The sequence below is a fragment of the Nocardioides psychrotolerans genome (assembly GCF_900113685.1).
GTDB classification, from domain to species: Bacteria; Actinomycetota; Actinomycetes; order Propionibacteriales; family Nocardioidaceae; genus Nocardioides; species Nocardioides psychrotolerans.
This window is the reverse complement of sequence record NZ_FOQG01000022.1, coordinates 31,865-53,949: the sequence shown is the minus strand read 5'-3', so window position 1 is coordinate 53,949 and position 22,085 is coordinate 31,865. Positions and strand designations below refer to the sequence as shown.

Below are 22,085 nucleotides of genomic sequence, written 5' to 3'. Positions count from 1 at the left end.
TCGCCCACGACGAGGCCGGCCACACCCTCCTCGCCGACCGCATCCGAGAATGGCTCGCCCGCGGCGACCGCCACATCACCATCCGCCCCGTGATCAACCTCAACGACCACTGCAACGGCAGCGAAGACACCGGCCACCACGGTCACCAGGGGCCAGACCCCTACGTCCCCACCTTCCTCACCGCCGAGAAAGTCCGCCTCCGCAACCCCACCTGCGTCTTCCCCCACTGCACAAAGAAGTCCAGGTCCTGCGACCTCGACCACCTCACCGCCCACACCAGAACCGGCATCACCTGCGAATGCAACCTCGCACCCCTATGCCGACACCACCACCAGCTCAAGACCCACGCCGGCTGGCGATACCAACAACTCACCCCCGGCACCTTCCTCTGGCGAGAACCCCACGGCCAGACCATGCTCGTCACCCCCACCGGCACAAGCGACCTCACCGACCCCTGAGGTGCGCGGGCAGGGTCAGCGCGGCTCAAGCCGGAGCGCCCGCAGCGCCAGGTCGAGCTCGACCGGCGGACAACCGTCGGTGAAGGTCATCCCGGTGAGGTCACCGGCGCGCCTCAGCCGGTTGATCACGGTGTTGCGGTGGCAGTGGGCCGCCTCGGCGGTGCGGGTCGAGGACCCGCCCGCTGCGACCCAGGCCCGCAGCGTGTCGACGAGGACACGACGCTCGGCGTCGGGAAGCTCCAGGACCGGACGCAGCCAGATCGACACCAACCGGGCGGCGACCTCTGGCGAGCTCAGCAGCAGCGCCTCGGGCAGCTGGCGGTCGAAGGGTGCCAGTCCCGGCTGCCCGTCCTGCACGCGCAGCGCCAGCGAGGCCTGCCGGTAGCCGTGGTCGATCCCGGCGAGTCCGTGGACCACCACCGAGACCCCCAGCGGGGCGCGCAGTGAGGAGGCAAGCTGCTCCAGCGCGGCCAGCGCCTCGTCCGGACGGTCGTCGCGCAGCGCGACCACTCCCACGAGCCCGCCCGTACGACGGACCCAGGCGCTCGCGTGCGGTGCGAGGTGGCGGTCGGCCGCGGTCGGGTCGAGCTCGGTGCCGGTCACGAGGACGAGGTAGTCACCAGACACCGGAAGGTCGAGCAACCTGGAGACCTCGTGGGCGAAGCCCGGCTCCTTGGCGCGCCCGTTGATCAGGCCCTCCCAGAGCTGGGCCCGCAGCTGCTCGTCGGCGCGCACGGCGGCGCGCTCGTGGAGGTGGTAGCTCGTGGCCACCTGGGCCGACGTCTCGTCGACCACCTCCCAGAGCAGCGTGCCGATCTCGCGCAGCTCGACCGCGTCGAGCGCGGTCTCGCCGGCGGCGACCAGGTCGTCCCAGATCAGCCGCCCGCCGATGCGGAACGAGCGCAGGACCACGTCCAGGGGCAGACCCTGCTCGGCACGGCGACGCCCGGTGGTGCGCGCCGCGTCGTAGGCCGGGTTGTCGTCGGCACGACCGTGGGGCGCATCGCGCTCCAGCGCCTCGGCCAGCAGCTCCAGGATCCGGCTGATGTTGTCGTGGCAGGAGCGCCACAGGTCGGTGCGCGGGACCAGTCCCGTCGCGCGGTAGCCCGGGTTGTCCTCCTCGATCGTGACGACCAGGCGCTCGGTCAGGGTGTCGAGGCTGGCGCGCCGGTGCTCGGTGAGGAAGGCGAGGGTGTCGGCGCGCATGGTCGGGGTGTCGGTCTCAGAGCTCGGAGAGGTTCTTCAGCAGCAGCGCCTCGGCCAGCACGACCCGCTCGAACTCCGCGAGGTGCAGGCCCTCGTTGGCGCCGTGGGCGCGGGTGTCGGGGTCCTCGACACCCGTCACCAGCACGCTGGCCTCCGGGAAGGCCTCGAGGAACTCCGCGATGAACGGGATCGACCCGCCAACACCCATGTCGACCGGAGCGGTGCCGTCCCAAGCCTCCCGGAACGCTGCGCGTGCCGCGTCGTACGCCGGACCGGTGGCATCGATCTGGGTCGCCTCACCGGTGTCGACGACCGTGACGGTGAGCTCGGCGCCCCACGGGACGTGCGCCTCGAGGTGCTGCTGGAGGCAGGTCAGCGCATTGGCGGTGGTGTCGCCCGGCGCGATGCGCAGGCTGATCTTGGCGCGGGCCGAGGCCACGAGCGTGTTGCTCGCGCCGTCGACCTTGGGGGCGTCGAGGCCGGTGATGCTCAGCGCGGGCTTGGTCCAGAGCCGCTCGACGGCCGAGCCGGTGCCGATCCACTCGAGGCCGGGCACTGCGCCGGACTCGGCGCGCAGGCGCTCCTCGGGGTAGACGACATCGGCTGCCGGGCCGGCGTGGAGCCCAGCGATCGCGACGTCGCCCGTGTCGTCGTGGAGGCTGGCGATCAGGCGGCTCAAGGTGATCAGCGCGTCGGGGGCCAGACCGCCCCACATGCCGGAGTGGACGGCGTGGGTGAGCGTGCGCACCTCGACGTCCACGCGCACCAGGCCGCGCAGGCTGGTGGTCAAGGCGGGCTCGCCGATGTCCCAGTTGCCGGAGTCGGCGATCACGATGACGTCGGCACGCAGCGCGTCGTGGTGCTGCTTCAGCAGCGCGGGCAGGGTGTCGGAGCCGACCTCCTCCTCGCCCTCGATGAACATCGTGACGCTCACCGGAAGGTCGTCCGCGAAGACCCGCAGCGCCCCCAGGTGGGCCGCGATGCCGGCCTTGTCGTCGGCGGCACCGCGGGCGTAGAGCCGGCCGTCGCGCTCGGTGGGCTCGAAGGGCGGGGAGTCCCACTCGGCGTGGTCGTTCTCCGGCTGGACGTCGTGGTGGGCGTAGAGCAGCACCGTCGGCGCACCCTCGGGGCCGCGCTTGTGGGCGATCACCGCGGGCGCTCCCCCGTCGGCGGAGACGATGTCGACGGAGTCGAAGTCCTCGGCGCGGAGGAGCGCGGCCACGGCCTCAGCGCTGCGCTGCACCTCACCGGCGCGCGCGGGGTCGGCGCTCACCGACTCGATCCGGACCAGGTCCTCGAGGTCCTGACGGATCCTGGGGAGGAGAGCGGTGACCTTGGCGCGGATCAGTGCAGTCATGGTCGCCAACCTATCCAGACGCACACACCCGGCCCGACGTCACCTCGGACGTCACCTCGGGCGTCACCCCAGCGGCAGGTACGTCGACAGGTCGGTGCGCTCGCCGGACGCGCGGACCTTGCCGCTCGCCACGGCGACGGACCAGTCGAGCTCGCCGGTCGCGATCGCGATCCAGGTGGTGGCGTCCATCTCGACCACGGCCGGCGGGGTGCCGCGGGTGTGCCGGACCCCGGGGACGACCTGCACGGCGGCATAGGGCGGCACCCGCACCTCGACGGAGTGGCCGGGCGCGCGCTGCTCGAGGACGGCCATGAAGTGCTTGGTGAGGGCACGGAGGTCGTCGGCCGCGGTCGCGGTGGCGAGCTCGTCGGCGCCCAGCACCCGCAGGCGGGGCGGCATCAGTCGTCGTCCTCGGGCACGGGGTGAACCCTAGTTGGTGGGCACCATGACGGATCGGTGCCATCGCACACGCCCCGCACACGCCCCCCGCGAACGCCTACGCTGCGACGGTGACCCGCGACCTGCACGAGCCGTTGGAGGCAGGACCGGTGCGTGACACGGTGCGGCACCTCCAGGAGCGCATCGCGGCGTTCTTCCTGTGGACCGTGCCGGAGCGGTTGCAGCGCGGCCGCACCCTCGCGCTGCTCCACCAGCTACGCTGCTCAGCCTGGTCGCGAAGACCGCGGCCCTGTGTGCCGAGGAGTCGCGCGACGCGGTCGTGCTCGACACGGTCAACTCGATCGAGGAGCTGACGACCGGGATGTCGCGCAAGATCTGGCAGAAGATCTCGACGCTGCCGCCTGCTGCCTGACTCTCAGCCGATCCCGTCCAGGATCTCGAGAACCTCGGTCCAGGCCGGCGACAGCGGGTCGATGACGACGAAGTGGTCACCCTCGACGGCGACCAGCTCGGCCTGCGCCCCCGCGGCGGTGGCGGCGCTGACGTAGGTGCCGGACTGTCCGATCGGCACGATCGTGTCGGCCTTGCCGTGCACGCACCACACCGGCTGGTCCAGGGGCACCTGCTGCATCGGGTCGTACGCCGCGTCCTCCGGCCCCGGGGCGTGTCCGAGCAGCGCCGCGGCAGCGCCCCCGCCCAGCCCGTCGCGCTCGGAGGCGACCAGGTCGAGCACCCCGGCCTGGGAGATCACGTGGGTGACCGGCACCAGGTCCGGCCAGGCACCGTCGCGACCGCGTGAGGCGGCCCACGCAGCGAGGTGGCCGCCGGCGGAGTGGCCGAGCGTCACGACCGTCGAGGTGTCGACCCCGAGCCCGGCGAGGGCGTCGATCGCCGCGGAGACGTCGTCGAAGGTCTCCGGCGCACCCCCGCCCCCGCCGCCTCCACTGCCGACGCGGCGGTACTCGATGTTCCATGCCGCCCACCCCTGCGCCGCCAGCGCAGTCGCAAGGGGCTGCCCGAGCGAGAGGTCGTACTCCGCCTTCCAGAAACCGCCGTGGATGACCACCACGACGCCCCGGGGCGTGCCCTGCGGCAGGTACAGCTCGCCGTACTGGCTGGGGTCGGCGCCGTAGTCGAAGCGTCCCTCACCGGGACCGTCGGGCTCTCTCACGGGAGCATCCTGCCCGCACGAGGCCAGCGCGAGGCCGACGACCCCCAGAGCAGGGAGCCTCAGCAGCATCCGTCGGTGCACGAACGCCATCTCAGCAGCCCCCTCCAACTACGGCTGGTCGAAACGCCCCTGGCGCCCCTTCTTGATGTCGCCGCGCCGCTTCTTGGCGCCGAGCCGTCGCTCCTTGGAGCCCCGCGTCGGCCGGGTCGCGCGCCGCTTCGGCGACGGTGGCAGGGCCGCGTCGCGCAGGAGCGAGGCCAGCCGCTCCCGGGCGGCGCGTCGGTTGGCGAGCTGGGTGCGGTGCTCGCTCGCCGCGACCGTGATGACGCCGTCGACCAGGCGCGAGACGAGCCGCTCCAGCATCCGCTCCTGGAGGTACGCCGGCACGCTGGGCGAGGCGCCCAGGTCGAAGGACAGCTCGACCCGGGAGTCGGCGGTGTTGACGCCCTGACCGCCCGGGCCCGACGAGCGGGAGAAGCGCTCGGCGAGCTCGGCCGCCGGCACGACCAGCGACCGCGAGATGACCAGGTCGTCGGCCAACGATCAGCCCAGCGCTGCCGGCAGGGTCGCCATCCAGGCCGAGCGCACCTCGAGCAGCGCGAGCTCGAACTGGCCGGACACCACGATGCTGTCGCCGCCGGTGTCGCCGAGCGACGTGAGGGTCACGCCGTGGCGCGAAGCCAGCTCGATCAGCCGTTCCTCGTCGCCCGACGCGACCGTGACGAGCACGCGACCCGCCGACTCGGCGAAGAGCCCGACGAACGCGTCGCCCGGCAACGAGACGTTCGCGCCGATCATGCTGTGCAGGCCCGCCTCGACCAGCGTCTGGGCGAGCCCGCCGTCGGAGAGGTCGTGGGCGCTGGTGAGCAGGCCGACGCCCTCGCGCAGCAGCTCGGCCAGAGCCTTCTCGCCGGCCAGGTCGACCGCCGGCGGGCGACCGCCGAGGTGACCGTGCACGACGTGCGCCCACTCGGAGCCGGAGAGCTCCTCGCGGGTCTCGCCGAGCAGGAAGATCCGCTCGCCGGCGGCCTCGAAGGCCGACGGGGTGCGCTTCGTGACGTCCTGGATGACCCCCAGCACGGCGACGACCGGGGTCGGGAGGATCGCGGTCTCACCGGTCTGGTTGTAGAGGCTGACGTTGCCGCCGGTGACCGGGATGCCCAGCTCGAGACAGCCGTCCTTGAGGCCGCGGCAGGCCTCGGCGAACTGCCACATGACGGCCGGGTCCTCGGGCGACCCGAAGTTGAGGCAGTCGGAGATCGCGAGCGGGGTCGCACCGCCGGTCGCGACGTTGCGGTAGGACTCGGCCAGCGCCAGCTGCGCACCCGCGTAGGGGTCGAGGCGGGCGAAGCGACCGTTGCAGTCGGTGGAGACCGCGACACCGAGGTTGGTGTCCTCGTCGATGCGGATCATCCCGCTGTCGCTGGGCTGGGCGAGCACGGTGTTGCCGCGGACGTAGCGGTCGTACTGGTCGGTGATCCAGGACTTGTCGCACAGGTTGGGCGACGCCGCGAGTCGCAGCACGGTCTCACGCAGCTCGTCGCCGGTCGTGGGACGCGGCAGCGCCTCGGCGACGTCGGCCTGGAGCACGTCCTGGCTGTCGGGGCGGGCGAAGGGCCGGTGATAGGTCGGGCCGTCATGGGCGACCGAGCGCGGCGGCACGTCGACGACGCGCTCGCCGTGCCAGTCGATGTGGAGCCGGCCGGTGTCGGTGACCTCGCCGATGACGGTGGCGTCGACCTCCCACTTGGCGCAGATCGACAGGAACGCCGCGACGTCGTCGGGCTCGACGACCGCCATCATCCGCTCCTGCGACTCGCTCATGAGGATCTCCTCGGGCGAGAGCGTGGAGTCGCGCAGCGGCACGCGGTCGAGCTCGACGTGCATGCCGCCGTCACCGGCGCTGGCCAGCTCGGAGGTCGCGCAGGACAGTCCGGCGCCGCCGAGGTCCTGGATGCCGGCCACGAGCCGGGCGGCGAAGATCTCGAGCGTGCACTCGATGAGGAGCTTCTCCATGAAGGGGTCGCCGACCTGCACGGCGGGCCGCTTCGCCGGGCCGGTCGACTCGAAGGTCTCGCTGGCGAGGATCGAGACGCCACCGATGCCGTCGCCGCCGGTCCTGGCGCCGTAGAGGATCACCTGGTTGCCGGCACCCGACGCCTTGGCCAGGTGCAGGTCCTCGTGGCGCAGCACGCCGACGCACAGCGCGTTGACGAGCGGGTTGCCGAGGTAGGACTCGTCGAAGACGGCCTCGCCACCGATGTTGGGCAGGCCCAGACAGTTGCCGTAGCCACCCACGCCGGCCACGATCCCGGGCAGCACGCGCAGGGTGTCAGGGGCATCGAGCGGGCCGAAGCGCAGCGGGTCCATGACCGCGACCGGGCGAGCGCCCATGGCGAGGATGTCGCGGACGATGCCGCCGACGCCGGTCGCGGCACCCTGGTAGGGCTCGACGTAGGACGGGTGGTTGTGCGACTCGACCTTGAACGTCACGGCATAGCCCTGGCCGACGTCGATGACGCCGGCGTTCTCGCCGATGCCGGCCAGCATCCTGCCGGCGGGAGTCTCTTGCGGGATCTCCGAGAACTGCTTGAGGTGAACCTTGGAGGACTTGTAGGAGCAGTGCTCGCTCCACATCACCGAGTACATCGCGAGCTCGGCGCTGGTGGGGCGCCGGCCGAGGATCTCGCGGATCGACTGGTATTCGTCCGCCTTGAGACCGAGGTCGGCCCAGGGCTGCTCGCGGGTCGGGTCCTGACTGGCGACGGCAACGGTGTCGAGGGTGGGCGTCGTCGCGGTGGTCCCCCGCTGGGGGGAGCCGGGGGAGGTCTCGGGCACGCGGCCAATCTACCGGCGCCGGGCGGCAGGCCCGCACCCGGCGCGGGCAACGGACGGGACCGCTCAGCGTTGGCCGCGGAGCCTCTCGGAACGTCCGCGAATTACAGATCTGTAGTTACTCCGGAGGCCTGTTACGGGTGTGACTCATGAGGTTATGGTGACGTCGCCGTCCGACGGATCGACACCCTTCCCCTGGAGCTCCGCCATGCCTCACGCCCCTCTTCGCCGCCTTTCCTCCCGACTCCGACACGCCTCGAGCCTCGCGGCCGTGGGCCTGCTGACGCTCGCCACGCTGAGCGTCGTCAGCCCAGCGGCGCAGGCGGGAGCGAGCGCCCCCGTGAACGCCCCGGCGACCGCGGCCCGCGAGGGCAACGTGGTGACGCCCGGCGACTTCACCGGCTACGGCTTCGACCAGTGCCACGCGCCCGACCAGAGGGCGATGAACGCCTGGCTCCAGAACTCGCCGTTCCTCGCGGTCGGCATCTACCTCTCCGGGACGTCGCGCGCCTGTCGCGACCAGCCCAACCTGACCCCGACCTGGATCAGCAAGCAGCTGCGCAACGGCTGGCGGCTGCTGCCGATCACCCTCGGCCCGCAGGCCTCCTGCCAGCCGCGCTTCCCGCGCTACTCCGACGACGTCACGATCAATCCCAAGCCGGGCAAGGTCGGCCGCTACGCGCTGGCCAGGCAGCAGGGCATGGACGAGGCCGTCTCTGCCGTCACTGCAGCCAAGGCGATCGGCATCGTCGCGAGGAGCACCCTGTGGTACGACCTCGAGGGTTACGACAACAGCAACACCGACTGCCGTGAGTCCGCGCTGACCTTCCTGAGCGGCTGGACCCAGAAGCTCCACGAGCTCGGCTACGTCTCGGGGGTCTACTCCAGCGCCGGCTCCGGCATCGCCGCGCTCGACGCGGCCCGCATCAACCGTCCCGACCGCTTCACGCTCCCGGACGCGATCTGGGTCGCCCGCTGGGACGGCATCGCCAACACCTCGACCTCCTACATCCGTGAGGACGGCTGGCGCCCCGGCGGCCGCATCAAGCAATACATGGGTGGTCACGACGAGACCTGGGGGGGCGTTCGCATCAACATCGACCGCAACTACCTCGACCTCGGCCGCGGCTCGGTCGCCGACGCAGAGACCCACTGTGGTGACGTCAACGTCTCCCTCTGGGAGTACCCGCTGCTGCGGCCCCCGACCGACACCTACCGCCCGCCGGCAGCGCAGATGAAGGCGCTGCAGTGCCTGCTCCGCGAGCAGGGCTTCTACGACGGCCCGACCGGGGGCAACTACAACCCCAAGCTCGTCAAGGCGATGAACGCCTGGCAGACCGAGCACCAGGTGGCGGTGACCTCGTCGTGGTTCGTGAGGCACTGGATCATGCTGCTGGCCGCCGGCCCGCGCGAGGTGCTCAAGGTCGGCTCCGCCGGTCCCGCCGTACGCCGTGTCCAGCGCGCCCTGAACGCCGCCGCGCTGACGAAGCCCATCAAGGCGAGCGGGGTCTTCGACGCCGCGACCACCAACGCCGTCCGGGCCTACCAGCAGAAGACCGGCACCCCGGTCAACGGCGTGGTCGCCTTCCCGACCTGGGGCCAGCTCGAGGCCGGAGCCCGCTAGCGCACGCCGATGACGGTGTCGCCGGCGACGACCGCGAAGCCGTCGGCGAGGACGACCACCCGCTCGGCGCCGGGCACCTCGATCCCGGCATCGGGGGTGGGGGCGCCCAGCGGGTAGTGGGAGACGACGCCGTCGGCGACGACGTAGACGCCGTCGGCGGCGGGGGTGACGGTGCCGTCGTAGGTCGCGAGCACGGTGAGGTCCTCGTCGAGGACGGCGCCGGAGACGGGGTCGACGGCGTAGGACTCACCGTCCACGGTGAACGGCACCAGGTCGGCAGGTAGGCCGTCCTCGACCGGGAGGGTGCCACGCTCCCCCATCGCGTCGTAGACCACCGCCGTCGGGGGCGCCGCACGCTCGCTCGTCACCACCACCAGCTCATCGGAGAACACCTCGACCGCGGCGCCCTGTGCCTGCGCCGCCCAGCGCTCGGTGCCGTTGAGCGGGTCGAGCGCAAGCACCTCGGAGCCCTTGACCACCACGACCAGGCCCAGGTTGGCGACCAGGGTCGCCTCGGCTCCGGCACCGACGTCGCTGGTCCACAGCACGCTGCCGTCGGCGGCACTCAGCGCGGTGAGCTCGGGGCCCCGCAGGACGTAGGCCATCGCGCCGGCCACGGCGGAGGCATCGACGTCGGGGACCGACCAGGTCGGAACGCCGGTGCGGGCGTCGAGCACCCCGAAGGGCCCGCCCCCGGCCTCGACGTCGACCACGAGCCCGGAGTCGGCGACGCCGACGTAGGTGATGTCGGGGTATCGCCACAGCTCCTCACCGTCGGCGAGCGCGTTGGCGCTGATGCCGGGCCCGTCCTCGGCGCTCACGAGCACCTGGCCGCTCGCGTCGAGCCCCACGACGGGTCGCGAGGGCTGGGCCCTGCTCCACGTGGCCGTGCCTGCGAGGTCGAGCGACACGAGGTCGCCCGAGTCGATCGAGACCACCACCCCGTCACCCACCCCGAGCTCGCCCAGCACCGTGCCGTCCAGCGTGGTCTCCCACACGCGTTGCAGCTCGCGGACCCCGGGATCGGACCCCGACGTCGACGGCGTGCCCGAGGGACTGCTCGAGGTCGTCGGTGCGGTCTCGTCGTCGCCGCCGAGGAGCAGGAAGGCGCTGCCGCCCACGACGGCCAGCGCCACGGCGCCCGCCACGACCCGGGTGCGCAGCCGGGCCCGACGGGCGTCGGAGGCGGCCTTGACCTTCGCCAGGGGCGTCGGGAACCCACAGCGGGGGCACGCGACGTCGGCGGGGCCGTAGGCGTTGCCGCAGTAGGTGCAGCTCGCCGTGGCCGGCGCGTCCTGCTCGGTGCTCACTGCTCGTCCCCCCGGTTGCCGCCCCACCCCATGTGGACCGCGTCGGCCCCCAGTGTGGGCCCAGAGTCAGTCGAGTGTCAGCCCAGTGTCAGCCGACGGGCGGCCCGACGAGCAACGCAACGCCGGTGAGGGCGGCGACGGCCACGATCCCGGCGACCGCGCCCTGGAGCGGGTTGCGCAGCAGCCAGGCCGCAGGCCGCTCGACGGCACCGTGCGGCGGCTCGGTCGTCAGGCGCCAGGAGTCCGACAGCCCGCCGGCCTTCTCGACGTGCCGGTCGAACCAGATCGTCATGAACGGCGGGACCGACGAGACCAGGCCGAGCATCAGCCGGGAGGCCGACCAGCGACGGTCGATGCCCACGACGACGGTGGTCAGGCAGTAGGCGATGAAGACGATGCCGTGCAGCATCCCGAAGACCGACACCGCGACCTCCGTGGTCTCCGTGACGTACTTGAGGAACATCCCGGTCAGCAGCCCGGCCCAGGTGATCGCCTCGGCGGTGGCGACGACGCGGAACAGCCGGGTGGGACCCGTGCCGGTGCGAGCGCTCATGCGAACGACTGCTCCACCAGGCTCGTGAAGAAGCCCAGGCCGTTGGTGCCGGCGCCGGTCAGCTCCTCGACGGCGTGCTCGGGGTGCGGCATCAGCCCGACCACGTTGCCGGCGGCGTTGGTGACACCGGCGATGTCGCGCAGCGAGCCGTTGGGGTTGTCTCCGAGGTAGCGCGCGACGACCTGGCCCTCGCCCTCGAGCCGGTCCAACGTGGCCTCGTCGGCGACGAAACCGCCCTCGCCGTTCTTGAGCACGATGGTGATCTCGGCGCCCTCGGCGTAGGCAGAGGTCCACGGGGTGCGGTTGTTCTCGACGCGCAGGCGCTGGTCACGGCAGACGAACTTGCGGTGGTCGTTGCGGATCAGCGCTCCCGGGAGCAGGTGGGACTCGCACAGGATCTGGAAGCCGTTGCAGATGCCCAGGACGGGCATGCCGCGACCGGCGGCCGCGATGACCTCGGCCATGACGGGCGAGAAGCGCGAGATGGCACCGCAGCGCAGGTAGTCACCGTAGGAGAACCCCCCCGGCAGCACGATGGCGTCGACGCCGCGCAGGTCGTGGTCGCCGTGCCAGAGCGCGACCGCCTGGTGGCCGCCGATCGTGACCGCGCGCTGCGCGTCGACGTCGTCGAGCGATCCCGGGAACGTCACGACGCCGATCTTCATGCGGGCTGCTCCACGTGGACGGTGAAATTCTCGATGACGGGGTTGGAGAGCAGGGTCTCGGCCATCTGGTGCACCTCGGCGAGGACCGCCTCGGTCACCTCACCGGCGAACTCGAGCTCGAAGCGCTTGCCCTGCCGGACGTCGGTGACGCCGGAGAAGCCCAGGCGGGGCAGGGCCCCGAGCACGGCCTTGCCCTGCGGGTCGAGGATCTCGGGCTTGGGCATGACGTCGACGACGACTCGAGGCACGGAAGGCTCCTGCGGTGAGGGCGGCACCGGGTGGGGTGCGCGGACACGACCATCCTACTTTTCAGCGTTCGACGTCGTAGACCTCGGTCTCACAGAACTCGTCGAGCAGCCGCTCCCAGGTCTCCTGGGCGATGACGCCGTCGGGCTCGACGAGCACCTGCGACTGGAAGTCCTGGAGGGCTGCGACGAGGTCGGGGGTGACTCGCCCGTAGCTCTGGAACACCCCTTCCTTGGGGATCAGCCCGAAGAGGTAGAGCCCCCACTGGACCTGGCCGACCAGCCGCCGCACCTGCCGCGAGGTCAGGTCGGAGTCCGGACCGATCGTCGGCAGCGCGTCGACCGAGGACTCGCAGAAGCACAGCTCCCGCTCCTGCGAGGGGTTGGCCAGCTCGCGCACCCAGGCGGTGCCGCTGTCCAGGCCCTCGATCGCCTGGCACGCCTCCGGCACGGTCGCGTAGGGCCCCACGTAAGCGTTGTAGATCGGCTGGCCCGACTCCGGGTGCGTGCGTTGGAAGGCAGCACACGAGTCGGAGGCACGCAGCACCTTCGCGTCGGGCACGCCTTCGACCGCGTTGCCGAGCTTGGCAGCGTAGTTGTCCGCCACCCCTGCGGTCGCCAGCATCACGATCACCTCGCCCGAGCAGGGCTGGTTGACGAAGGCGGCGCCCACGTCGAACGGCAGCGGCTCGGGCTCGCGTGTCGGGTCTGGCGTCGGGTCGCCCGTCGGGGACGGTTCACGATCCACCGCGACAGGACTGCGGTCGGGGTCGTCGTCGCCCTCGAGGACCCGCCAGGCCGCCAGCCCGCCCCCGACGACGGCGAGGACGACGAGCACCGCGAGGACCGGCGTACGACGGCGCCGCCTGCGGCCGGTCAGTGGTGACGGCTGGCCCGGGCCGATCACCGCGGGGGCCGCGGCCTCCGTGACCGGGGCGAGTGCCGGCTGGGCCGGCGCCGTGGCGACGTGGGGGTCCACCGCGGGCACGGATGGCGGGCTCGGCCGGGGGTCCTCGGGTGCCTGCCCGAGCGGCACCTCCATGGTGCGGGTGCGGTAGCGGCGCACGTCGGCGTCACCGACCTCGCCGACCGCGAAGCCGAGCACGGCGCAGGCCCACCGTGCGGTGTCGAGATCGCGGCTGCCGCGGTCACGGGCCAGGATCACGCCGGCGGCCTCGACCGCCTTGGCGCCTTCACCACCGCTGGCGATGGTGCTCATCATCCAGGCGTAGGCACCGAGCCGGACGGTGTCGACCAGCAGGTTGATGTCACCGGTGCTGGCCGCACCCTCGTCGAGGTAGTCGTCGAGCGCGGCCCGGAGTCCGTCGGCGTCGTCGAGCACCTGGGGGCCGACGTGCCCGACCAGCTCAGCCAGGCTCTCGTGCAGCTCCATCGGCCACCTCAGCGTCAACGGGCGTGGTCCCGTGTCGGCATTGTGACGCAGCAGCGCCCCGCCGGGAAGGCCCGGCGGGGCGCGCTGCTGTCATCGGTGAGGCGCCTCAGGTGCGGCGGTTCTGCAGCAGCACGATGCCCAGGGCCACGCCGAGGCCGGCGACGATGGGACCGATGATCGACCAGGTCCGCTCACCCGACATAGCGCTGCCCCCGATGTAGTCGAGACCCTGCAGTGTCCACAGCGCCCCGGCGAGCACCATCAGCCCGGCCACGGCCAGGCCGATGGTCCTCACGACAGCTCGCGCTTGAGGATCTTGCCGGTCGCGGTCATGGGCAGGTCGTCGACGAACTGCACCTGGCGCGGGTATTTGTAGGTGGCCATCTGCTCCTTGCCCCAGGCGATCAGCTCGTCCTCGGTCACAGTCGCGCCCTTGTTGAGGATGACCACGGCCTTGATCTCCTCGCCGTGGCTCTCGTGGGGCACGCCGATGACGGCCGCCAGCGAGACGTCGGGGTGGGTCAGCAGGACCTCCTCGATCTCGCGCGGATAGACGTTGTAGCCGCCGCGGATGATCATGTCCTTGGACCGGTCGACGATGTAGAACCAGCCGTCCGCGTCCTTGCGACCGAGATCACCCGAGCGGAACCAGCCGTCCTGGATCGACTCCTCGGTGGCCTCGGGCCGGTTGTAGTAGCCCTTCATGATGTTGTGGCCCTTGATCGCGATCTCGCCGACCGCGTCGGCGTTGTCGGCGTCGTCGACCTCGTCCCAGCTCTCCGACTGCAGCAGCTTCATCTCGACGCCGGGGATCGGCAGGCCGATCGAGCCGACCCGCACGTCCTGGCCGAAGGGCGAGAACGATGCGACCGGGCTGGTCTCCGAGAGGCCGTAGCCCTCGAGGATCGTGACGCCGAAGCGCTTCTCGAACTCCTTGTGCACCTCCACCGGGAGCGCCGAGCCACCGGCAGCGGCCACGCGGAGGTTGGCCGCGAGCTCCTTGACGTCGACCCCGGAGTCGTCGAGCGCCCCGAGGAGGGCCCAGTACATCGTGGGGACGCCGGCGAAGAAGGTGACCTTCTCCTTGGCCATGGTCTTCAGCGCGGCGTCGGCCTCGAAGCGCGGCAGCATGACGACGGTGCCGCCGAAGGCGAAGGTGCCGTTCTGCACCACGGTCTGACCGAAGGAGTGGAAGAGCGGCAGCACGCACAGGGCGGTGTCCGGGTTGTCCTCGCTCGCGCCGAAGAGGTCGGCACCGGCAAGCGCGTTGTCGCGCATGTTGCGGTGACGCAGCTCGGCGCCCTTGGGCTGACCGGTCGTGCCGGAGGTGTAGAGGATGACCGCGGTGTCGTCCTCGTCGGTGGCGATGGTCTCGAAGGTCGGCGCCTGGCCCGACAGCGCCTGGCCGAACGTCTCCGCGCCCTCGATCGGGGCTGGCGCTGCCGGGTCGACGGTGACCACGAAGAACTGCTCGCACCCGTCGGCGGCATTGAAACCGGCGAAACCCTCGGCGCCGATCGGCAGCTCGGCGGTGCCCTCGAAGCAGAAGTAGGCCTTCGCCTCCGCGTCACCGAGGTGGTAGGCCACCTCGCGCCCCTTGAGGAGCACGTTGAGCGGCACGACGGACGCGCCGGCCTTCAGGATCCCGTAGTAGATGATCGTGAAGTAGGGCAGGTTGGCGCAGCTGAGCGCCACCTTGTCCCCGGGCTCGATCCCGCGGGAGACCAGCAGGTTGGCCACCATGTTGGCGGCGCCGTTGACCTGCGCGTAGGTCATCCGCGTGTCCGCGAGGACGATTGCCTCGCGGTCGGGATATTTCTCCGCGCTCTTCTCGAGCAGGCTGGCCAGGTTGTACGTCGTGTCCGACACGAGTCCTCCGTCACATCGTCGTGGGTGGTGACAACCTACTGACCGCTCACCAACTCGTCACCGGCCACCCGCGCTCCGGCCTCGTGGTGATCCTCGCGATCGACGCGGGCTGAGGTGTCAGGCGGGGTAGCGCTTCGCCAGGATCGCCGCGGCCCGCTTGAGGTCGGAGCGCACGGCCAGGGGCGAGAGCCGGGTGAGCAGCGGCCCCACGGGACGCAGCAGGCCGCTGGCCTCGAGGTGCATCTGCACGCCGACCTCGCAGCCGCCGGGGGCGGGCGCGAACTCCAGGGTCAGCTCGGCGGTGACCATCCGCCAGGTGCCGCGCTCGGTCCAGCGTCGGGGGCGGTCGAGCTCGGTGGTCTCCATCCGCGGGCGCAGCCCCGGGGTGGTGACGTCGATCCAGCTCTGGCCGACGCGGACGAGGCCGTCGATGTCCTCGACCCCCTTGAGGCTGGACTGCCACTCCGGGCGGTTGACCGGGTCGGCGAGGTAGTCGAAGGCGACCTCGGGGCTCACGGGGAAGTGCATCAGAACCTCTCCCCGGTCAGCAGCTCGTAGGCCTCGACGTAGCGGGCCCGGGTGCGATCGACGACCTCTGCGGGCAGCGGCGGCGGCGGTTCGCCGGACGCCTTCTCCCAGCCGGACTCCGGCGAGAGCGCCCAGTTGCGCACGATCTGCTTGTCGTACGACGGCTGGGTGCGGCCGGGCTGCCACTGGTCGGCCGGCCAGAAGCGCGACGAGTCGGGCGTGAGGACCTCGTCGCCGAGGACCATCTCGCCGTCGGCGCCGACGCCGAACTCGAGCTTGGTGTCGGCCAGGATGATCCCGCGCCCGCGGGCGATCTCCTCGGCACGGTCATAGACCTCGAGGGTGAGCCCCCGCAGCCGCTCCGCGACCGGCGCGCCCACCTCGGCCACGACGGCGTCGTAGGAGACGTTCTCGTCGTGGTCACCGAGCGCGGCCTTCGTCGCGGGTGTGAAGATCGCCGTGTCGAGGCGGCTGCCGTCCTCGAGGCCGGGCGACAGGGCGACGCCGCAGACCTCACCGGAGGTGCGGTAGTCGACCAGTCCGGAGCCGGTGAGGTAGCCGCGGGCGACGCACTCGACGCGATACATGTCGAGGCGCTGGCACACGACGGCCCGGCCGCGGACGACGTCGGGGACATCGCTGGAGATGACGTGGTTGGGCACCACGTCGGCCAGCTGCTCGAACCACCACAGCGACATCCGCGTGAGGATCTCGCCCTTGTCGGGGATCGTCGAGTCGAGCACGAAGTCGAAGATCGAGATCCGGTCGCTGGCGACCATCAGCAGGTCGCCCGCGTCGAGGACGTAGAGGTCACGCACCTTGCCCGAGTGCAGGTGGGTGGCGCCCGGGATGACCGGCGCCTCGGGGATGTTCAGGTCGGCCACGCGGCCAGCCTAGGGCGTCCTCCGCCCAGGCCGCGTCGGGACCGTCGGAGCCGCAGTGGCACAGTTGGGTCATGCCGGAGTCTGCCGAAGAGGTCTACGCCCGAATCGTCGCCGCCGTCGGGACCGACGGTCGCCTGCCCATGCCGCCAATCGGCGACTGGGACATCTTTCCGTGGGAGGTCGTCGACGGCGCCCTCGTGCCGAAGGTCCTCCAGCCGCCGAGCGACGAACCCGCCCGCTTCGGCGACAGCATGGACAAGCCGTGCGGGGCCTGCACCAGGCCGGACCCGACGCGCCTGGTCTGGGAGGACGAGTTCTGGGTGCTCACCCACGGCGGTCAGCCCTCGGGCCTGCCGCTGGTGCTGACGCTGCACACCCGCGAGCACCTCGATCTCGGCGACCTCGACGACGAGCTGGCCTCCCAGCTCGGCCGGATCTCCAACCGCCTGGTGCGGATCATGGAGAACCTGCCCGAGATCGCTCGCGTCCACGTCGACCGCTGGGGCGACGGTGGCGCGCACCTGCACGTCTGGTTCTTCGCCCGCACCGCACGGCTCACGAACGTGCTCGGCTCCACCGCGCTCGAGTGGGACGACATCTTGCCGGCCGGTCCCGAGGGCATCTGGCGCGCCGACCTGCACACCGTGGCGACCAAGCTCGCCAACTGGGGCGGCGACGCCCGCTCCTGAGCTCGGCTCCTGCTGGGCTCAGCGCCGCCAGGGAGCGGGGCGATCGTGGAGCCACCACTCCATGCGGCGGGTGATCCACGGCAGGGCGACGTAGGTCATCACCGGCGTCATCACCAGCACCGAGACCAGCACCCGCAAGGGCAGGACGACGTCCGCGAGGAGCGTGACGCCGAGCCAGTTCACCACCAGGCTCAGCGGGAAGAAGATCAGGAAGATCACGCAGGCCTGCTTCCAGCGCGGCGGCGCGGCCGCGGCCGGGCGCAGGTCGCCCACGTCGGTCGAGGTCGGCTCGTCGAACCAACCCTCGATGCCGGTGCGCTTCTCGACGCGTGACTCCACGACGCCCAGGCCGGAGGCCGACGAGCGCCACCAGGCGCGCTGGGGCGACTGCTCCCAGTGCAACAGGGCGTCGTGGTCGGCGAAGCGGTAGAGCATGTGCCAGGTCTCGGAGTCGGTGTCGGGCCGCACCCAGCCGGCGCCGAGGAAGCCGGGGAAGCGCTCCGCCAGCGCCATGCCGGCCGAGAGCCAGCTGACCATCTCGGCCTCGTGGCCCGCTTCGAGGTGGCGGGTGATCGACACGGTGACCGGGGACGTCGTGGCGGGGGTGGTCATGCCTGTGATGGTCGCGGCTGGACCGTGCGAGCAGCAACCCGAGGGCGGCCCCCGGGGCTGTGGGTCTGCGCACCTGTAGCGACGCAGCCCGCCGCGGGCGCTGTCCCGGTCAGGTTCCCCTCACTGAACCAAATCACTGCACTATCGGGTTCCACAGGACCGCACAGGGCGTTCGCCGGCTGTCGGTGCCGCCGACTAGGATCAGGGTCGTGAGTGGACGATGAGCAAGATGGACGCCCTGCGCGCGATGCGCGAGGCCCGCTACGCAGCTGCCCAGGCCGGTGCGCCCGCGAAGAAGGCTGCGCGGTCGCCAGTCGCACCCGAGGCGTCCGCCACGCCCGCCAAGGTCAAGGCGAAGCGGGCTCCCGCCAAGGCTGCGGTCGAGCCGTCCGGCTCCGAGGAGCCGTGCGGACACCGCAACATGGGCGGCAAGACCTGCACGCGCGAGCAGGGCCACGCAGCCAAGAGCCACCGCTACTCCTGAGGCGGGGACGCAGACATGGTCGCGATCCTGGTTCTCGGCGTCTTCCTGCTCATCGTGCTGGCGCTGACGCTCGCGTCCCGCAGGCACGGACCGGCGCGGCAGTCCTGCTGTGCCCCGTCGGACCCGGCTGACGACCTGCGCATGCGTCCCGCCTTCGAGAGCGACCCGCCAGCCGACGACTGAGAGTCCCTGCGAAACTGGCTAGACCCCGGGGACGATCCGCAGGTCGCGCACGGCGCCACCGTCCAGCGCAGCCAGCGCCTCCTGGTAGGTCGGGCTGTCGTGGGCCGCGCGCGCGGCGTCGACAGAGTCGAACTCGATGAGCACCGAACGGGTCGCCTCGCCGGCCTCGTAGGTCTGCTCGGGCATCCCGCGGGCCAGGAAGGTGCCACCGGCGCCGGTCAGCGCCGGTCCGGCCAGCTGGGCGTAGGCCGCCAGCTTGGCCTCGTCGGTGATCTCCCGGTAGAGGCTGATCCAGTAGGCAGTCATGGGTTCATGCTGCCAGCCGCGCCGCGGCCGGGATCTAGAGGATCGCTCCCGGCACGTAGGCCGCGCCGATCGGGTAGCGCTCGGCGAGCTCGGCCACCCGGCGTACGACGACCTGCGTCTGGTGAACCGCGGCGCCGGTGAACGTGATCGGGTCGGCGACCAGCGACTCCAGCTGGGCAGCGGTGAGCCCCAGCCGCGCGTCGGCGGCCAGCTTGGCGAACACGTCGTTGACGGCCTGGCCCTGGCGCATCGCCAGCGCGGTGCCGACAGCGGCCTCCTTGATGGCCTCGTGGGCGGTCTCGCGGCCGACCCCGTTGCGCACCGCCGCCATCAGGACCTTGGTCGTGGCGAGGAACGGCAGGTAGCGGTCGAGCTCGCGCTGGATGACTGCGGGGAACGCGCCGAACTCGTCGAGCACGGTGAGGAAGGTCTGGAAGAGCCCGTCAGCGGCGAAGAACGCGTCGGGCAGCGCCACGCGGCGTACGACGGAGCAGGAGACGTCGCCCTCGTTCCACTGGTCACCTGCGAGCTCACCCACCATCGAGAGGTAGCCGCGGGTGACGACGGCCAGGCCGTTGACGCGTTCGCAGGAGCGGGTGTTCATCTTGTGGGGCATGGCGGACGAGCCGACCTGCCCCTCCTTGAACCCTTCGGTGACGATCTCGTTTCCGGCCATGAGCCGGATCGTCGTGGCGAGGTTGGACGGGCCGGACACGAGCTGCACCACCGCGGAGAGCACGTCGAAGTCCAGTGAGCGGGGGTAGACCTGCCCGACCGAGGTCAGCACCCGCTCGAACCCGAGGTGGCGGGCGACGCCCTCCTCGAGCGCGGCCAGCTTGGACTCGTCGCCGTCGAGCAGGTCGAGCATGTCCTGGGCGGTGCCCATCGGGCCCTTGATGCCGCGCAGGGGGTAGCGACGCAGCAGGTCCTCGAGGCGCTCGACGCCGATCAGCATCTCGTCGGCGACGCTCGCGAAGCGCTTGCCGAGGGTGGTCGCCTGGGCAGCGACGTTGTGCGAGCGTCCGGCCATGACGGTGGTCTCGTGCTCCGTGGCCAGGCGGGCGAGGCGGACGAGCGCAGCGACCGCGCGGTCGCGCAACAGCTCGAGGGACTGCTTGAGCTGGAGCTGCTCGACATTCTCGGTGAGGTCGCGCGAGGTCATGCCCTTGTGGATGTGCTCGTGCCCGGCGAGCGCGGAGAACTCCTCGATGCGCGCCTTCACGTCGTGACGGGTGATCCGCTCACGGGCGGCGATCGAGGCGAGGTCGACTCGGTCGACGACGGCCTCGTAGGCCTCGACCACACCGTCGGGGACGTCGATCCCCAGGTCGCGCTGGGCGCGCAGGACCGCGATCCAGAGCTGCCGCTCGAGCACGATCTTGTGCTCCGGCGACCAGATCTCGGCAAGGTCGGCACCGGCATAGCGGGTGGCGAGAACGTTGGGGACGAGGGGTGCGGTCACGGGCTCCAGTGTCCCACGCCCCAGCCGGGGCCGCCGCCAGGCGTGGGGTGCCAGCCGCGGACCAAGTACGGCGGGCCCGGGCCGGTCACCACCCGTCGGTGCTGCAGCGCGTCATGGTGCGCACGCCGATGATGTCGGCACCCAGGACGACGAAGCCCCCCACCGTCAGCACGAACGGCAGAAAGCCGTGCCGATCGGTGCAGAGGCGCATCCACACGGCGGCGATCGCGGGCACGTCCCACCCCACCCCGGCCTGGTCCCGCTGCTGCTCCGAGGTAGCTCCGGGCTCGGGGAGGTCAGGAGGCGGTCCACCCGGTCGGCGTCGTAGAGCGTGGCTGATGGCAGCCGGGTGGGCGGGCCCGCGAGACCGGAGTCCAGCACCCGCTGGGCATGCCGACGGCTCAGCCCGACGGCCCGGAGTCGCTCGCAGGATGCTCGCGCACTCAGCAGCCGACCGTGGCCCCCTCTCACTAGCGCGGAGGAACCGTCTCCCTGCGAGCACCTGGCCGGCCGCGACCGGACCTCCACCCGGGGGCCGGGACGTTCGTCAGATGCCCGCGGCGATGTCCGCCCGGTGCTGCGCACCGTCGAAGCTCACGTCGGCCACACCGACATAGGCCGCCTCACGGGCATCAGCGACGCTCGAGCCGGTCGCGATGACGGCGAGGACGCGCCCGCCGGCCGTGACCAGGTCGTCGCCCCGCAGGGCCGTGCCGGCCTGGATGACGTGGACGGTCTCGTGGGCCTCGGCAGCTTCGAGCCCGGTGATGACGTCGCCGCTGGAGGACGTCTCGGGATAGCCCGAGCTGGCCATCACGACCGCGACGGCCGCCCCGGTTTTCCATCGAGGGAACGCCACGTCGGCGAGCGTGCCGGTCGCGGCACCCATGAGCAGCGGCGAGAGCGGGGAGTCGAGCAGGGCCATCAGCGGCTGGGTCTCCGGGTCGCCGAAGCGGGCGTTGAACTCGACGACCCGCGTGCCGCGTGACGTCAGCGCCAGTCCGGCATACAGCAGGCCCGCGAAGGGCGTGCCCCGCGCGGCCATCTCGTCGACGGTCGGCTGGAGCACGGTGGCGAGCACCTCGGCGACCAGGTCGGTGGGCGCCCACGGCAGTGGTGTGTAGGCACCCATGCCGCCGGTGTTGGGGCCCTCGTCGCCGTCGCCGATGCGCTTGAAGTCCTGTGCCGGCTGGAGGGGGTAGACGGTGGTGCCGTCGGTGATCGCGAAGAGCGAGACCTCGGGGCCATCGAGGTAGTCCTCGATCACGACCCGGCCGCAGCCCGCCGCGTGGTCGGCTGCCTCCTGCCGGTCGAGCGTCACGACGACGCCCTTGCCGGCGGCGAGCCCGTCGTCCTTGACGACGTAGGGCGGACCGAACGTGTCGAGCGCGGTGGCGACCTGGTCGGAGTCGGTGCAGACGAACGCGCGGGCCGTCGGGACTCCGGCGGCCTCCATGACCTCCTTGGCGAACGCCTTGGAGCCCTCGAGCTGGGCGGCGGCACCGGACGGCCCGAACACCGCGATCCCGCGGGCGGTCACGGCGTCGGCGACACCCGCGACCAGCGGCGCCTCGGGTCCGACGACCACCAGGTCGACGCCGAGGCGCACGGCCAGGTCGGCCACGGCGGTGCCGTCCATCTGGTCGACGTCGTGCAGCGTCGCCACGGCTGCGATGCCGGGGTTGCCGGGGGCCGCGTGGACCTCGGTGACGCCGGGGTCCAGGGAGAGCGCTCGAGCCAGGGCGTGCTCGCGGCCGCCGGTGCCGATGACGAGGGTCTTCACGGGTCGCCAGCCTAGTGGCCAGGAGGATCGCGCAGCCCTCTGCCCGGGAAGGACCCCTCCACCCGCCAC

At 71.7% G+C, this 22,085-nt stretch carries 26 protein-coding genes; 6 read left to right on the top strand and 20 right to left on the bottom strand.

Annotation, left to right across the window (positions count from 1 at the left end; translation table 11 throughout):
- The coding region (locus tag BM204_RS22835) for an HNH endonuclease signature motif containing protein (RefSeq protein ID WP_177223730.1) at window positions 1-458 on the top strand (458 nt) is incomplete at its 5' end.
- A gap of 15 nt (window positions 459-473) precedes the next feature.
- On the opposite strand, the gene BM204_RS19755 is transcribed toward BM204_RS22835, so the two are convergent.
- The 3 genes from BM204_RS19755 to BM204_RS19745 all read right to left on the bottom strand — a co-directional run bounded on the left by BM204_RS19755 (window position 474) and on the right by BM204_RS19745 (window position 3,420).
- Window positions 474-1,664 (bottom strand): PucR family transcriptional regulator, encoded by a 1,191-nt coding sequence (locus BM204_RS19755; RefSeq protein ID WP_091117018.1) that lies wholly within the window; start codon window positions 1,662-1,664, stop codon window positions 474-476.
- Window positions 1,665-1,680: 16 nt separating this feature from the next.
- Window positions 1,681-3,021: a dipeptidase gene (locus BM204_RS19750; RefSeq protein WP_091117016.1), complete on the bottom strand. Its 1,341-nt coding sequence runs from the start codon at window positions 3,019-3,021 to the stop codon at window positions 1,681-1,683.
- 63 nt (window positions 3,022-3,084) lie between these two features.
- Entirely contained in the window at window positions 3,085-3,420 is a 336-nt protein-coding gene (locus BM204_RS19745) for a sterol carrier family protein (RefSeq protein WP_170259274.1), read from the bottom strand.
- A gap of 199 nt (window positions 3,421-3,619) precedes the next feature.
- Here BM204_RS19745 and BM204_RS19740 point away from each other — a divergent pair, with 199 nt between their 5' ends.
- Window positions 3,620-3,832, top strand: coding sequence for a hypothetical protein (locus BM204_RS19740; RefSeq protein ID WP_091117013.1), 213 nt, complete (start codon window positions 3,620-3,622; stop codon window positions 3,830-3,832).
- Between the two features lie 3 nt (window positions 3,833-3,835).
- Here BM204_RS19740 and BM204_RS19735 read toward each other — a convergent pair whose 3' ends face one another.
- From BM204_RS19735 to purL, 3 genes are all read right to left on the bottom strand, one after another.
- Window positions 3,836-4,591 carry an alpha/beta hydrolase gene (locus BM204_RS19735; RefSeq protein ID WP_246166493.1) on the bottom strand — a complete coding sequence of 252 codons (756 nt, stop codon included), beginning with the start codon at window positions 4,589-4,591 and terminating at the stop codon, window positions 3,836-3,838.
- Window positions 4,592-4,699: 108 nt separating this feature from the next.
- Complete coding sequence (gene arfB / locus BM204_RS19730; RefSeq protein WP_091117012.1) at window positions 4,700-5,131, bottom strand: alternative ribosome rescue aminoacyl-tRNA hydrolase ArfB; 432 nt, start codon at window positions 5,129-5,131, stop codon at window positions 4,700-4,702.
- 3 nt (window positions 5,132-5,134) lie between these two features.
- Window positions 5,135-7,429 (bottom strand): phosphoribosylformylglycinamidine synthase subunit PurL, encoded by a 2,295-nt coding sequence (gene purL, locus BM204_RS19725; protein WP_091117009.1) that lies wholly within the window; start codon window positions 7,427-7,429, stop codon window positions 5,135-5,137.
- A gap of 268 nt (window positions 7,430-7,697) precedes the next feature.
- Here purL and BM204_RS19720 point away from each other — a divergent pair, with 268 nt between their 5' ends.
- The gene (locus BM204_RS19720) at window positions 7,698-9,050 is read left to right on the top strand and encodes a glycoside hydrolase domain-containing protein (RefSeq protein WP_246166490.1); all 1,353 of its coding nucleotides are present in this window, start codon (window positions 7,698-7,700) and stop codon (window positions 9,048-9,050) included.
- Here BM204_RS19720 and BM204_RS19715 read toward each other — a convergent pair.
- The 9 genes from BM204_RS19715 to BM204_RS19675 form a co-directional block, all read right to left on the bottom strand.
- Entirely contained in the window at window positions 9,047-10,360 is a 1,314-nt protein-coding gene (locus tag BM204_RS19715; RefSeq protein ID WP_170259273.1) for an outer membrane protein assembly factor BamB family protein, read from the bottom strand. The genes BM204_RS19720 and BM204_RS19715 overlap by 4 nt on opposite strands.
- An 88-nt stretch (window positions 10,361-10,448) precedes the next feature.
- Window positions 10,449-10,913 (bottom strand): DUF3817 domain-containing protein, encoded by a 465-nt coding sequence (locus BM204_RS19710; protein WP_091117004.1) that lies wholly within the window; start codon window positions 10,911-10,913, stop codon window positions 10,449-10,451.
- Window positions 10,910-11,578, bottom strand: coding sequence for a phosphoribosylformylglycinamidine synthase subunit PurQ (gene purQ / locus BM204_RS19705; protein WP_091117002.1), 669 nt, complete (start codon window positions 11,576-11,578; stop codon window positions 10,910-10,912). The genes BM204_RS19710 and purQ overlap by 4 nt, the downstream gene beginning before the upstream one ends.
- A complete protein-coding gene (gene purS / locus BM204_RS19700) occupies window positions 11,575-11,826 on the bottom strand; it encodes a phosphoribosylformylglycinamidine synthase subunit PurS (protein ID WP_091116999.1) in 252 nt (83 codons plus the stop codon). The genes purQ and purS overlap by 4 nt, the downstream gene beginning before the upstream one ends.
- 61 nt (window positions 11,827-11,887) lie before the next feature.
- The gene (locus tag BM204_RS19695) at window positions 11,888-13,216 is read right to left on the bottom strand and encodes a hypothetical protein (protein WP_091116997.1); all 1,329 of its coding nucleotides are present in this window, start codon (window positions 13,214-13,216) and stop codon (window positions 11,888-11,890) included.
- 106 nt (window positions 13,217-13,322) lie between these two features.
- On the bottom strand, window positions 13,323-13,511 hold the full coding sequence (locus BM204_RS19690; protein ID WP_091116995.1) for a hypothetical protein: 189 nt from the start codon (window positions 13,509-13,511) through the stop codon (window positions 13,323-13,325).
- A complete protein-coding gene (locus BM204_RS19685; protein ID WP_091116993.1) occupies window positions 13,508-15,085 on the bottom strand; it encodes a long-chain-fatty-acid--CoA ligase in 1,578 nt (525 codons plus the stop codon). Before BM204_RS19685 ends, BM204_RS19690 begins: the two co-directional genes overlap by 4 nt.
- Window positions 15,086-15,202: 117 nt before the next feature.
- A complete protein-coding gene (locus BM204_RS19680) occupies window positions 15,203-15,613 on the bottom strand; it encodes an SRPBCC family protein (protein ID WP_091116991.1) in 411 nt (136 codons plus the stop codon).
- Window positions 15,613-16,497, bottom strand: a complete 885-nt coding sequence (locus tag BM204_RS19675; protein ID WP_091116989.1) for a phosphoribosylaminoimidazolesuccinocarboxamide synthase — start codon at window positions 16,495-16,497, stop codon at window positions 15,613-15,615. The genes BM204_RS19680 and BM204_RS19675 overlap by 1 nt, the downstream gene beginning before the upstream one ends.
- A 71-nt stretch (window positions 16,498-16,568) precedes the next feature.
- On the opposite strand from BM204_RS19675, the gene BM204_RS19670 reads away from it, so the two are divergent.
- A complete protein-coding gene (locus BM204_RS19670; protein WP_091116986.1) occupies window positions 16,569-17,186 on the top strand; it encodes a hypothetical protein in 618 nt (205 codons plus the stop codon).
- 18 nt (window positions 17,187-17,204) lie between these two features.
- Here BM204_RS19670 and BM204_RS19665 read toward each other — a convergent pair whose 3' ends face one another.
- Window positions 17,205-17,798: an antibiotic biosynthesis monooxygenase gene (locus tag BM204_RS19665; protein ID WP_091116984.1), complete on the bottom strand. Its 594-nt coding sequence runs from the start codon at window positions 17,796-17,798 to the stop codon at window positions 17,205-17,207.
- 220 nt (window positions 17,799-18,018) lie between these two features.
- On the opposite strand from BM204_RS19665, the gene BM204_RS19660 reads away from it, so the two are divergent.
- On the top strand, window positions 18,019-18,282 hold the full coding sequence (locus tag BM204_RS19660; protein WP_091116982.1) for a hypothetical protein: 264 nt from the start codon (window positions 18,019-18,021) through the stop codon (window positions 18,280-18,282).
- A gap of 15 nt (window positions 18,283-18,297) precedes the next feature.
- Window positions 18,298-18,465, top strand: coding sequence for a hypothetical protein (locus BM204_RS22830; RefSeq protein ID WP_170259272.1), 168 nt, complete (start codon window positions 18,298-18,300; stop codon window positions 18,463-18,465).
- 18 nt (window positions 18,466-18,483) lie between these two features.
- On the opposite strand, the gene BM204_RS19655 is transcribed toward BM204_RS22830, so the two are convergent.
- The 4 genes from BM204_RS19655 to purD form a co-directional block, all read right to left on the bottom strand.
- Window positions 18,484-18,771, bottom strand: coding sequence for a DUF1330 domain-containing protein (locus tag BM204_RS19655; protein ID WP_091116979.1), 288 nt, complete (start codon window positions 18,769-18,771; stop codon window positions 18,484-18,486).
- Window positions 18,772-18,805: 34 nt separating this feature from the next.
- Entirely contained in the window at window positions 18,806-20,233 is a 1,428-nt protein-coding gene (purB, locus tag BM204_RS19650) for an adenylosuccinate lyase (RefSeq protein ID WP_091116976.1), read from the bottom strand.
- 85 nt (window positions 20,234-20,318) lie between these two features.
- A complete protein-coding gene (locus tag BM204_RS22825; RefSeq protein ID WP_170259271.1) occupies window positions 20,319-20,468 on the bottom strand; it encodes a hypothetical protein in 150 nt (49 codons plus the stop codon).
- A 312-nt stretch (window positions 20,469-20,780) separates the two neighbouring features.
- The gene (gene purD / locus BM204_RS19645) at window positions 20,781-22,016 is read right to left on the bottom strand and encodes a phosphoribosylamine--glycine ligase (protein WP_091116974.1); all 1,236 of its coding nucleotides are present in this window, start codon (window positions 22,014-22,016) and stop codon (window positions 20,781-20,783) included.
- Between the last annotated feature and the right edge of the window lie 69 nt (window positions 22,017-22,085).